Origin of the sequence: Sphingobium sp. EP60837, from assembly GCF_001658005.1 — a bacterium.
In the GTDB taxonomy this organism is placed as follows: Bacteria; Pseudomonadota; Alphaproteobacteria; order Sphingomonadales; family Sphingomonadaceae; genus Sphingobium; species Sphingobium tyrosinilyticum.
Window position 1 is genome coordinate 1,006,580 of the sequence record NZ_CP015986.1, and the last position, 12,250, is coordinate 1,018,829.

11 protein-coding genes are annotated in these 12,250 nt (G+C 64.4%); 4 read left to right on the plus strand and 7 right to left on the minus strand.

Features of this window, described 5'->3' with window-relative positions; translation table 11 throughout:
- Positions 1–56: 56 nt before the first annotated feature.
- Both EP837_RS04910 and EP837_RS04915 read right to left on the minus strand, forming a co-directional pair.
- Positions 57–1,205, minus strand: coding sequence for an EmrA/EmrK family multidrug efflux transporter periplasmic adaptor subunit (locus EP837_RS04910; RefSeq protein WP_066524957.1), 1,149 nt, complete (start codon positions 1,203–1,205; stop codon positions 57–59).
- The gene (locus EP837_RS04915; protein ID WP_066524960.1) at positions 1,198–2,709 is read right to left on the minus strand and encodes an efflux transporter outer membrane subunit; all 1,512 of its coding nucleotides are present in this window, start codon (positions 2,707–2,709) and stop codon (positions 1,198–1,200) included. Before EP837_RS04915 ends, EP837_RS04910 begins: the two co-directional genes overlap by 8 nt.
- An 88-nt stretch (positions 2,710–2,797) precedes the next feature.
- Here EP837_RS04915 and EP837_RS04920 point away from each other — a divergent pair, with 88 nt between their 5' ends.
- Together EP837_RS04920 and EP837_RS04925 are read left to right on the plus strand one after the other, a co-directional pair.
- Complete coding sequence (locus tag EP837_RS04920) at positions 2,798–3,469, plus strand: TetR/AcrR family transcriptional regulator (protein ID WP_082919546.1); 672 nt, start codon at positions 2,798–2,800, stop codon at positions 3,467–3,469.
- A 51-nt stretch (positions 3,470–3,520) separates the two neighbouring features.
- On the plus strand, positions 3,521–4,144 hold the full coding sequence (locus EP837_RS04925; protein ID WP_066528730.1) for a response regulator transcription factor: 624 nt from the start codon (positions 3,521–3,523) through the stop codon (positions 4,142–4,144).
- Positions 4,145–4,147: 3 nt separating this feature from the next.
- Here the strand turns inward: EP837_RS04925 and EP837_RS04930 are convergent, their stop codons facing one another.
- The 5 genes from EP837_RS04930 to argH are packed head-to-tail and all read right to left on the minus strand — an operon-like array spanning position 4,148 to position 8,774.
- A complete protein-coding gene (locus tag EP837_RS04930; protein ID WP_066524962.1) occupies positions 4,148–5,104 on the minus strand; it encodes a zinc transporter ZntB in 957 nt (318 codons plus the stop codon).
- The gene (locus EP837_RS04935; protein ID WP_066524964.1) at positions 5,101–5,859 is read right to left on the minus strand and encodes a precorrin-2 dehydrogenase/sirohydrochlorin ferrochelatase family protein; all 759 of its coding nucleotides are present in this window, start codon (positions 5,857–5,859) and stop codon (positions 5,101–5,103) included. The genes EP837_RS04930 and EP837_RS04935 overlap by 4 nt, the downstream gene beginning before the upstream one ends.
- Positions 5,859–7,124, minus strand: coding sequence for a diaminopimelate decarboxylase (gene lysA / locus EP837_RS04940; RefSeq protein ID WP_066524967.1), 1,266 nt, complete (start codon positions 7,122–7,124; stop codon positions 5,859–5,861). Before lysA ends, EP837_RS04935 begins: the two co-directional genes overlap by 1 nt.
- A 22-nt stretch (positions 7,125–7,146) precedes the next feature.
- Complete coding sequence (locus tag EP837_RS04945) at positions 7,147–7,410, minus strand: hypothetical protein (protein ID WP_066524970.1); 264 nt, start codon at positions 7,408–7,410, stop codon at positions 7,147–7,149.
- Positions 7,407–8,774 carry an argininosuccinate lyase gene (argH, locus tag EP837_RS04950; RefSeq protein WP_066524977.1) on the minus strand — a complete coding sequence of 456 codons (1,368 nt, stop codon included), beginning with the start codon at positions 8,772–8,774 and terminating at the stop codon, positions 7,407–7,409. The genes EP837_RS04945 and argH overlap by 4 nt, the downstream gene beginning before the upstream one ends.
- A gap of 43 nt (positions 8,775–8,817) precedes the next feature.
- Between argH and EP837_RS04955 the strand changes: the two genes are divergently transcribed.
- Complete coding sequence (locus tag EP837_RS04955) at positions 8,818–9,414, plus strand: TlpA family protein disulfide reductase (RefSeq protein WP_066524978.1); 597 nt, start codon at positions 8,818–8,820, stop codon at positions 9,412–9,414.
- Positions 9,415–9,598: 184 nt separating this feature from the next.
- Entirely contained in the window at positions 9,599–12,217 is a 2,619-nt protein-coding gene (locus EP837_RS04960) for a TonB-dependent receptor plug domain-containing protein (protein ID WP_066524980.1), read from the plus strand.
- The last annotated feature ends 33 nt before the right edge of the window (positions 12,218–12,250 follow it).

A 12,250-nucleotide genomic window follows, 5' to 3' on the forward strand; every position in this document is an offset into this window, starting at 1 on the left:
GCGCTGGCGTGGATTCAGCGGAAAGGTTTCGGCCGCGCCGGTCACCGCACGGCTCCTCAATCGCCCGACAGATCGATTTCGACCTCGGTCGAAAGCCCCACGCGCAGCGGATGTGCGGCCAGTTCCTTGGGATCAAGCGCGATGCGCACCGGCAGGCGCTGAACCACCTTGATCCAGTTGCCGGTCGCGTTCTGCGCCGGGATCAGCGCCATGGATGAGCCTGTGCCGCCCGAGAAACCGATGACCTTGCCATGATAGACGACGTCGCCGCCGTAGATGTCCGCCACCACCGTTGCGGGCATGCCAATGCGGACGCGACGCAGCTGCCGCTCCTTGAAATTGGCATCGACATAGACCTGGGCAAGCGGAACGATGCTCATGATCGGGTTGCCCTGCGCCACACGCTGGCCGACCTGCACCTGTCTGCGCGTCACGACGCCATCGATGGGCGCACGGATCACGGTGCGATCAAGATCCAGCCGTGCATTTTCGAGTTTCGCTTTGGCGGCGAGTACGGCGGGATCGGTTTCGATCGTCGATCCGCGCACCAGCGCATCATTGGCCGCCAGCTCCCCTTCTGCCGCGCCCTGGGTCGCCTTGGCTGTCGCCACCCCTGCCCGCGCTTGCGCCAGCCCCGCCCGTGCAGAGGCAAAAGCCTTGCGCGCGCTGGTGACCTCATCGCCCGACACTGCGCCTTGGGGCGCAAGCGCCTCGCGCCGCTGCAGATCGATGCGCGCCTTGTCATAGTCGGCCTGCGCGGCTGCGAGTTGAGCGTTCGCTTGAGCGATAGCGGCTCCCCGCGCGTCAACCTGCGCGGCGAGCGAGGTGCTGGTTGCTGCTGTCTGGCGGAAACGGCGGCGCGCTTCGGCAAGGTCCGCTTCCGCCTGCGCTATGGCGATCCGCGCGTTGGTCGGGTCGAGCCGCACCAATATGTCGCCGCGCTTCACCGCCTGCGTGTCGGTCACCCGCACCTCGATCGCCTGCGCGGAGATGAGCGGTGTGACCTGCGCGATTTCCGCATTCACATAGGCATTGTCGGTGCCGACATACGTGCGGCCGACCAACAGATACCAAAGGCCATAGACGGCCCCGAGGATGAGCACGGCTAAACCCAGGCGGACCAGCCATTTCTTGCGCTGTTCCATCCGCGCGCTCTTATCGACCGTGCCGGCTTCGGACGTGAATTCGGGGGCTGCATCAGCCATTGGAGAGGTCCTTGGACGAAGTGCCGCTGGCGGCGAAGCCGCCACCCAGCGCACGAATGAGGGCAATGTCCAGCGTGAAGGCGCTGGCTTCCAGCTCCGCAACGGACTGACGCGCCGCGAGCAGCTGGTCTTCGACGTTCAGCACATCGAGATAGGTGAACAGGCCGCCGCGATAGCGTTTCTGCGCGATCGCATAGGCTTCTGCCGACGCCGCCAACGCCGCGCGCGCTTCCGTCAGCCGCTGGTCGAGGATGCGGCGGCTAGTGACGGCATCGGCCACTTCCCGATAGGCGCCCAAAACGGTCTTGTCATAGTTGGCCACCGCTTCGTCAAAGGCCGCGCGAGCGCCGCGATAGCGACCTCTGAGTTCACCGCCATGGAAGATAGGCAGGCTGATCGCCGGACCGACTGTGCCGAACAGCGAATCCTTACTGAACAAGGTGTCGAGGAAGGAACGCGGGCCTGATGCAGATTGGTCCAGGAAGGAAGTATTGTATCCCAGCGACTGGACGCCGACGAGTGCACTCAGGCTGATGGCGGGGAAGAAATCCGCCCGCGCCACTTTGATGCGCTTGGCCGCTGCCTCCGTACGGGCGAGCGCCGCGGCAATGTCGGGACGGCGCGCCACCAGGTTGGTGGTGACGTCGGCCGGCAGACCAAGTGGAGCGAGGTTGCCCAGCCGAGGCTGCGCGATCGCAAGCCCCCGATCAGGACCCGCGCCGATCAACGCCGCGATCTGATGACGGCGAACCGCGATCGACTGGTCTATGCCAGCCAGCGTCGCCCGCGCAGAAGCGACCGTCGCGTCAGCCTGCCGTACGCTGCCGCGCGTTTCGAGGCCGTTGCGCTGCCGCTGCGTCACCAGCTTCTGGCTGGCGGCGCGGATATCGAGCGCCCGTTGCTGAATCGCCCGTTGGTCGTAAAGCCGGGCGAGATCGGCATAGGCGTCTGCAACCCCGGTGGTGAGCGCCAACCGCGCCTGCTGCGCATCAATGCGCGCCGCCTCCGCCTCCGAAGTGGCTGCGGCCAACGCCGCGCGGTTCTTGCCCCACAGGTCGAGGTCGAAATTGAAATCCAGCGCAACCTGCCCGGTGCCAAGCCATCCCTTGGGCACGAAGTCCTTGGGGAAGCCCATATTATAGCTCTGCTTGGTCGCAGCGGCTGATCCCTTCAGATCGACCGACGGCAGGAGCGGCGCTCCAGCCTGCTGTGCGGCGGCGGACGCTTGGCGGAAACGAGCGGCGGCGGCCGCCATATCGGGCGAGGCAGCAAGCCCCTCTTCCATCAGGCCGTCAAGTTGGGGATCGCCATAGACCTTCCACCAACCCTCCTCAGGCCAGAGGGCACTGCCCTGCCCCAAGGTCTGGGACGCCGCGACGCTTTGTGCCGTTCGGGGAGTCGGCTTGGAACCAAGATCGGGCACCGACGCGCAGGCGGCCAAGGCCAGCATCGCCGCTGCCGAAGCGCCGGTACGCAAGGAAGGGATGAAACGACTCACGGACATATAAACCGTACTAACTGGTATGAAAAATGCCCTTGCTCCTGCTACAGAGCCTTGTCAATAAAAATATCGTACTCTATGGTACGCTTTTATGACAGAATCGACCGACACCCCTTTGATGTCCCGCCGCGAAGCGCGCCGACGTGACCGTCGCGGCGCTATAATCGCGGTGGCGCGGCGATCGTTCCTGGAAAATGGCTATGCAGCCACGACCATGTCTTCAATCGCTGCTGATCTGGGTGGATCGAAGGGGACATTGTGGAGCTATTTCCCGAGCAAGGAGGAATTGTTCGCCGCGGTATTGCGTGATGCGACGGAAACCTATCATGCCAGCCTGATCCAGTTGCTCGATCCGCGCGGAGAGCTTGAGCCGACCCTCCTTCGCTTCAGCCATGATTTGTTGCGCAAGGTGACGTCGCCCGAAGCGATCGCGCTGCACCGGCTCGTCGCCGCGGAAGCCAGCCGTTTCCCCGAAATGGGCGCTATCTTCCTCGAACTAGCGCCACTCCACACGCGCAATCTGCTCGCGCGGTTTCTGGAGGGCTGGATGGAGCGAGGGCAATTGCGGCGCACCGATCCGCAACTGGCGGCAAGGACCCTGGTCGTCCTGACCCTGTCGGGCTGCCACCAGCAGATGATCTGGGGCAATAGCGAACCGCCCACGGCAGAGCAGATCCAGACGGATGTCGCCTTCGCCGTCGATTGCTTCCTGCGCGCCTACGCGCCTGATGGGGAAGCGCGGCCACAGGCAAGCGCGCATTAACCATTTCTTTGCGCAGTTATCCTAGATCAAGCTGTGCAGGAGATGCACGCGATGCAGTTTTTCAAGCCCAATGCCGTCCGGCGGAGCGCAAACAGCGACAATATCGGGACGGGCGTTCCGCAGCGCCGCCGCCGGTTGTTGCTGATTGATGAGGATGACACCGCCCGCGCGGTGATGGCGCGCCGGCTGTCGCACCTGAACTATGACGTCGCCCTAGCGGAAAACGGCTTTTTGGCGCTGAACTGCCTGCTCGCTCGTCCCGTCGATGTCATCATGATCGACATGAACCTGGTCATCCTCCCCGGCATCGCGACGATGAGGAAAATCCGTGCCGCAGGGCTGGCGGGCCAGGCAAGCTTCGTCATGATCGCCGGGCGCCAGGACAGTATCAGCGTGGTGGAAGCGCTGGAGGCGGGGGCCGACGATCATATCACCAAGCCGTTCGACTTTGACGTGCTGGACGCGCGGCTGCGCCATCTCTGCCAACGCGCAGACGAAGTGAGCGCGCTTGCCCGACATAATGCGGAACTGGACGCGCGCATCGCCCGGCGCGCCGTGGAACTGGGCGAGACGCGCGATGCGCTTCAGGAACTGCAAGCCGACAGGGCGCGCCTGGTCTCGTCGATCCAGGCGCTGAACGAGGAGATTGCGCGCTTGAGCGCCAGCCGGAACTGAAGGTCAGCGCCTCAACCAGTGGGTTGCGGCGAACCAGCCGCCAATCCCCGCCGCCATCGCGACACATACCGCCACCACGCCCCAAAAGGCCCAGGCTTCATGGGCGAAGGGGATGCCGTTCACGTTCATGCCCAGCAGGCCGGTCAGGAAGGTCAGCGGCAGGAAGACAAGCGCCACGACGGAAATGATCAGCGCTTGCCGGTTCATCTGTTCGGCGCGCAGGTCGGTCAGTTCTTCATGCGCAAGCGCGGAGCGTTCGCGCACCGCCTCCAGTTCCTCGGCCATGCGGGCGCAACGGTCAGCCGCTTCCTGCAGATGCAGCCGGTCGTCTGCGTGGAGCCAGGGCGCATCGGCGGCCGACAGCCGTTCGAGCGCCTGCCGCTGGGGCGCGATGAAGCGGCGGTAGCTGATCGCCGTGGCGCGGATCTCCGAAACCTCGCGCCGCACCTCGGGCGACCCGGTGTCGCTCAGCGTGCTTTCAATCTCATCCAGATTGTCGCCCAGTTGTGCGATCTCCGGATCAAGCGCCTCGGTGATTTCCTGCGCGAAGGCTGCGATCAAATCGCCGGGGTCGTGGATCGTACCTGCCAACATGCGCTTCATCACAGGCTCGAAGGCGGCGAGCGGACGGTAGCTGACCGAAATGACGCGCGCCTGTTCGGCCCACAGGCGGATCGACACCAGCGGATCGCCGGAAGCGTCATCCTCACTCCCCAGCCCGCGCAGGTTGATGAGCGCACCATGGGCCATCAGCGTGCAACGGGGCCGTGTTTCCTGCGCCAGCAGAGCGGAGAGCGCCGCTTCCGGCATGTGATCGCAGCGGGAGACGATGTCGCGCGCATCCTCCCGCCAGCCGTCGGCATGAATCCAGCTGAAGGTCGCATGATCGGCCTCCGCGCAAAAGGCGTCGAGGGTGATTTCCCGGGCATGGCCGCCCTCATTGACGAAGACCCGGCTCATCGCGGTAGTTCCAGCCAGAGCGAGAGACCTTCGCCCGGATCGGCCGGCGGCGCGGCCGCCCGGATGCGCGCAGCGTCGGCGCGGGCGCGGTCGAGAATTGCGGGCGGCACTTCCGGTGCATGATAGATGCGGTCGGCCTCCCCCAGCAGGCGCGCGGCCCGCAGCGTCAGGTCGTCAGGCTCGCCGGACAATAGAGAGATGTGAATGAAGCGAGAGGCGGCCGCATCGCCCTTCTCGGCCAGCCACAACGGCACCCGGTCCGCCGCATCGTCGCGCATGGGATCGATCACCCCGCCAGCCGCCAGCCCAGCGTCGATCGCGCGGCGGCGCGCGCTCGCATCGGGCCAGCGCGCGCGGATCGCGGCGCGGGCATCGTAAAGCGCGGTGGCAAGCGAACCGAGCTTCTGCGGCAGCAGCGCCTCGATCCGCTGGCGCAGCGCCTTGGCGAGCCCCGCCGACGCGCCACCCGTACCGATGGCGATCAGCACCGGATCACGATCGATGATCGCAGGCAAAGTAAAGTCGCACAGGTCAGGGCGGTCGGTAGCGTTCACCAGCACGCCCCGCGCCTTGAGCCGGGCGACCGTCGCGTCGTCGCCATCGGCCACGATGGCGATTGCGGCCTCATCACCCTCACCCACAATGCGCGCGCCCGCGCGTTCGAGCAGACGCCGCTTGGCGTCCGCCGCTTCCCCTTTTCCAGTCAGGATGACGGCCCTGCCCGTCAGCGCCAGGAAAACGGGCAGGCTCTTCATCAGTCCTTGACCCAATCCGGGATGCTATCCGCTTCGATCAGCGCCTGGATCGGCGGCCGCGCGCGGACCACGGCCCATTTGTCGCCGGAAACGAGAACTTCGGGCGTCAGTGGACGGCTGTTATAGGTCCCGGCCATGGTTGCGCCATAAGCGCCTGCGGTCATGAAGGCGACCAGATCGCCCGCCTGCACCACATCCATGTCGCGGTGCATCGCGAAGGTATCGCCCGTCTCGCACACTGGGCCGACCACATTGGCGGTCGCCCGTCGTCCCACCGGATCGACTGCGCGAATGTCGTGCCAGGCGTCATAGAGGCTGGGACGCATCAGATCGTTCATCGCCGCATCGACGATGACAAAAGGCGCCTGCGCCCCCTGCTTCACCCGCACGACACGGGACAGCAGCGCGCCCGCATTGCCGACGATGACGCGGCCGGGCTCGAACATCAGGCGGACGTTCCATCCCTGGGTCACACGCGTCACCATCTCGCCATAGGCTTGCGGAAGCGGCGGGATCGGCAGCGACGGATCATAGGGCACGCCAAGGCCGCCGCCCAGATCGGCGGTGCGGATCGCATGACCCGCGGCGCGCAGCTGCTCGATCAGCGCGCCTACCTTGGTGAAAGCGGCTTCCAGCGGCGTCAGGTCGGTCAGCTGGCTGCCGATATGAACGGCGACGCCCTGCACATCCAGGCCGGGAAGATCGCGCGCGGCGGCGTAGCTGTCCAGCGCACGATCATAAGGGATGCCGAACTTGTTTTCAGACTTGCCGGTCGAGATCTTCGCATGGGTCCCTGCATCGACATCGGGGTTGATGCGGTAAGCAACCGGCGCCTTCTTCCCCATCGACAGCGCGACTTCGGACAGCATTTCCGCTTCCGGCTCGCTTTCCAGGTTGAACTGGAAAATGCCATGCTCCAGCGCGAGGCGCATTTCCTCGGCCGTCTTGCCGACACCGGAAAAGACGATGCGGTTCGCCGGAATGCCTGCCGCGATCGCGCGCAGAAGCTCACCGCCCGAAACCACGTCCGCACCCAGCCCCAGCTTCGCCAGGGTCGCCAGCACCGCGCCATTGGGGTTAGCCTTCACCGCAAAGGCGATCAGCGGGTCGCTAAGCTGCGACAGCGCGTCGCGAAAGACATTGACGTGGCGCGTCAGCGTGGCGGTGGAATAGATATAGACGGGCGTGCCGACCGCTTGCGCGATCTGTGCCATCGGCACCTGCTCCACATGCATGGCGCCGTTCACATAGTCGAAATGGTCCAAGGCTTCTTTGTCCTAGCGGGTCTTATCGGGGCTGGCTTTCAGGCGGCAGGTCGAACGGATCATCCTTGCGCTGCTGCGACTGGGTGAGCAGTTCGACGTTGCGCTCGGGCCGCGCCTGGGTCGATGGGGTCATGAGTTGCTGCGCGGTGGGCGCGGCGGCGGCGCCTACCGGCACGGCAGGCATCTTCTGCCCCGCGACGGGTTTCAACGGCTGACGGCCGCCACAGGATGCCAGGGCGAGCGCCAATGCACCAAGCGCCAGTCCCCGGGCGAGGCTAATCCTCATGCCTTCTCCTTCCGCGCCTGCGCGATCCGCGCCCTCACCTGATCGGGCGCGGTGCCGCCATGGCTCTTGCGGCTGGCGACCGAGGCATCGACCGTCAGCACTGCATAGATGCGCTCATCGATGCGCGGGTCAATGGCTTTCAACGTCTCGATCGGCAGGTCGGCGAGCGGCGTGCCCGCGCTTTCCGCCGCCGCGACGGCACGGCCGGTGATATGATGGGCTTCGCGGAAAGGCACGTTCGCCTCCCGCACCAGCCAGTCGGCCAAGTCCGTGGCGGTGGCAAAACCGCTCTCCGCCAGCGCACGCATGCGGTCGGTGCGGAAAGTCACCGTCTCGATCATGCCGGTCATCGCCGCGATCGATAGGCCGATCAGGTCATGCGCTTCGAACACCGGGGGCTTATCGTCCTGCATATCCTTCGAATAGGCAAGCGGCAGGCCCTTCATCGTGACGCACAGCGCATTCATGCAGCCCATGATCCGTCCTGCATGACCCCGCACCAGTTCGGCGGCATCGGGATTGCGCTTCTGCGGCATGATCGAGCTGCCGGTCGAATAGGCGTCGGGCAGCTTGATGAAGCCGAAGGGCTGGCTTGCCCAGATGATGAACTCCTCCGCCAACCGCGACAGGTGCAGCGCCAACTGGGTCGCGGCCATCAGATAGTCGAGCGCGAAGTCGCGATCCGACACGCTGTCCAGGCTGTTGTCGGTCGGCTTGGCAAAGCCCAAGGCCGCCGCCGTTGCGTGGCGGTCGATCGGGAAGCCCGTCCCGGCCAGCGCCGCCGCGCCCAGCGGGCATTCGTTGAGGCGCGCACGCGCATCCGCAAAGCGGCTGCGGTCGCGGCGGACCATCTCACGATAGGCCATCAGGTGATGGCCCAACGTCACCGGCTGTGCCGACTGGAGATGGGTGAAGCCCGGCATCACCGCATCGTCATGCTCCTCAGCCCGGGCGAGCAGCGCCTGCTGCAACTGCTCCAGTCCCGCCTCCACCTCGTCGATGGCGTCACGCACCCACAGGCGAAAATCGGTCGCCACCTGATCGTTGCGGCTGCGCGCCGTATGCAGCCGTCCGGCGGCCGGGCCGATCAGTTCGGCAAGGCGCGACTCCGTGACCATGTGAATATCTTCCAGGTCCAGATTCACCGGCACGCCGCTCGCTTCATATTCGGCCGCGATGGTGTCGAGTCCGCCACTGATCGCCTGCGCGTCTTCCGCGCTGACGATGCCTTGCTTGGCCAGCATCGCGACATGCGCCTTGGACCCGGCGATGTCCTGCTTCCACAATCGCTTGTCGAATGGGATGGAGGCATTTATCTCGCGCATGACCGAAGCCGGGCCGGCCGCAAAGCGCCCGCCCCACATGCTGTTGGAGCCGTCCCCCGTGCGAACTTCCTTGCCCTGCGTAATGACACTGCTCCTGCTGGCTGGCCTCGGCGCGTGCGATAGGCAATCACCGGCTCCGGGGCAAGGTCAAGCAAATAGCAGCGCCGAAGTCCCGGCGGCCAGCGGCGAGGCCAAGGAGCCTGCGACAAGCGGCAAGGGTGAATTCAGCTATACGATCGACCGATCGAAGGCGGGGAGCCCCGCCCCCGATTTTACCTTTGCTGGACCGGACGGCGCGGATGCGACGCTCAAGGATTTCGTGGGCAAGCCGATGCTGGTCAATCTCTGGGCAACCTGGTGCGCGCCCTGCGTGGCGGAAATGCCGACGCTGGACGCGGTCGCGAAGAATTATGGGGCCAAGGGGCTGGCCGTGCTCACCATCTCGCAGGACAGCCAAGGTGAGAGCGCGGTGAAGGCTTTCTTCCAGAAGCACGAGCTGCCCCACCTTAAGGGCTGGATCGACCCGGAAAATCAGTTCGGCTTTCACTATGCCACCGGCATGCTGCCGACGACAGTGCTCTACGACGCGCAAGGCAAGGAGATGGCCCGCGTGGTTGGGGCGCTCGACTGGAACAGCAAGGAAGGTCGCGATCTGATCGACGCGGCGCTGGCGTCCTGAGTCCACTCTACCACGAAGAACCAGCAGACGTATGGCGGCAGAAAATCCGCCATCCTCCCTGCATGCAAAATGCGCCGGCAAATTGCGCGTTTCTCAACCAGCTCATTGTGCGCTGCAATAGCGGCTAATCCGCGGCCCTTCGTCTTTCCCACTGCACGATAAATCAACAATCAGGGGGCAATAGATGAAACGACTATCCGCTCTTCGACTTTCTCTTATTCTGGCGTCCTCATGGTCCGCCTGCGCCATTGCGCAAGAAGCACCGCAAGAGCCGCAGGCCGATGACGGCGGTGCGATCATCGTCACCGGTACCCGCGCGGTCGGCATGCAGGCCGCCGAAGCCGCAGCCCCTGTCCAGGTGCTGAGCGAAGAGGCGATCAGCCATGTGGGCCAGCCCAATCTAAACCAGGTGCTGACCCAGATCGTCCCCAGCTTCACGGCGCAGACGCAGGGCACCGACCTTTCCAGCTTCTCGCTGTCCGCCCGCCTGCGCGGCCTTAGCCCCAACCACACGCTGGTGCTGGTCAATGGCAAGCGGCGTCATGGCAACGGCATTCTTCAGGTGATCTCGGGCGCGTTCCAGGGTTCGGCCGCGCCCAGCATCGACCTCATCCCGCCGGATTCCGTCGCCCGCGTCGAAGTGCTGCAGGAAGGCGCGGCCGCCGTCTATGGCACCGATGCGATCGCGGGCGTCATCAACTTCATCCTGAAGGACGAAGATGAGGGCGGCAGCTTCAAGGTCACCGGCGGCCAATATTATGATAGCGAAGGGGAGCTTTTCTCCGCCTCCGGCAATATGGGCTTCAAGCTCGGCGAAGACGGCTTCTTCAACCTGACGCTGTTCCACCGCCGACAGGACTATACCACGGTGGGCACCGGCCAGGTGCAGATCACGCGCGCCGACGGCACGCTGCAATCTAACACGCCCGCGCAATGGTCGAACCTGGCCGGCGATGCGCTGGCCGGCATCAACGGCGGCCAGCCCCGCACGAAGCTGACGCTCGGCTTCTACAATATGGGCTATGATTTTGGCGGCGTCGAACTTTACAGCTTCGGCGATTACGCCCGCCGCGAAGGCTGGGCAAGGCAAGGTTACCGCCATCCCAAGCGCATCTGCTACGAAACCGGCAATCTGGGCGGCAGCGTAACGACCGCGCCCTATAATCCCAACATCTGCTATAGCGATACGGGCGTATGGGGCATGGTCCCGCTGCAGCATGTGGTCGAGGACGAATATAGCTTCACGATTGGCGCGAAGGGCGAGTTCGGCGGGGGCTGGAACTATGACATCAGCGGCACCTACGGCGCACAGAAGGACAGCATCTACACCGAACAGTCCGCGCATCGCGAACTCTGGCAGGAAAGCTTCGCAGCGGGCGGCGTAGCCCGCGCCATTACGCCCAGCAGCGCCTATGACGGCGGTTTCAAACTGGCCCAAACGACCATCACCACCGACATCCGCAAGGAATTCGAAGTCGGGATGGCCAACCCGCTAACGCTGGCCTTTGGCGGCGAATATCGGAAGGACGAATATGAGATCCTTCAGGGCGACGCGGTTTCGACATATAAGACCGGCGTCCAATCCTTCCCTGGCTACAAGGCGACCGACGCGGGCGACTTCCAGCGTAGCTCCAAGGCCGCCTATCTGAACCTGATCGCTGAACCGGTTGAGGGCTGGAGCGTCGATCTTGCCGGACGCTACGAAGATTATACGGACTTCGGCGATACGGCGATCTGGAAAGCCACGACGCGCTATGACCTCTCCGACGCCATCGCGATCCGCGGCACCGTCAGTACAGGCTTCCGCGCACCGACTCTCGCCGAACAGAAATATTCGACCATCAATGTCGGCCCGACCAGTGCCGTCGCCCAGTTGCCCGCCGGCACACCCGCCGCGGCGCTGCTCGGCTTTGGTCCTTTGAAGCCGGAAAAGTCGAAGAATTTCTCGGCTGGTATCGTGCTGCGGCCGGTGCCGAAGCTGGCGATCACGATCGATGGCTACCTCATCAAGATCAAGGACCGCATCACCGGAACGGCCGCGCGCAACGCGGTGCTGAACGGCGTGGTTCAGCCGGGGGCAGCCGACATCCTGAACGCGCTCAGCGCCGCAGGTATCGTGCTTGATAGCGCGCTCTTCACCAACGGCACGATCGGTGTGTCGAGCTTCACCAACGGCATCGACACCCGCACCTGGGGCATCGATTTCTCCGCCACCTATCCGGTCGCGCTGGACTTCGGCTCGCTCAACCTATCGCTGACCGCCAACTACAACAAGACGAAGATCACCGACAACAAGGTCGGCTATCCGATCTTCAACGCCGCGTCGGAAAGCAATATCGAACGATCCAACCCTGACTATAAGGTTGTGGCCAATGCCCTGTTTAAGAGCGGCAAGTTCTCGCTGAACCTGCGTGAAACCTTCTACGGCAAGACCAGCGTGCTGGTGCGTCCCGCCTTCACGTCCACCGCGGGTGGATCGATCGTGATACCGGAGGGCGGCTTCCTGATCGCCGATGGCGCAGGCGGCGCTAACCAGCTCTACTTCAACGGCGTGGTCAAGGCGACGGCGATCACCGATCTGGAAGTGGGTTACGACTTCACCGACTTCGTCAAATTTTCGGTCGGAGCGAACAACCTGTTCAACAAGCGGCCCGAAGTGCCCAAGCTGCTGCAGGGCGTGACAGTGCCGGTCGGCGTGTCGCCCTATCAGAACGGCGCTGGCGCCTATAACAGCTATTATGGTCACGGCCCCTACAGCACGTCAGGCGGCTATTATTACGCTCGACTGGATTTTAAATTCTGAAAGCTCCTGCGGGTCGCGAAGGAAGGCCGGTCC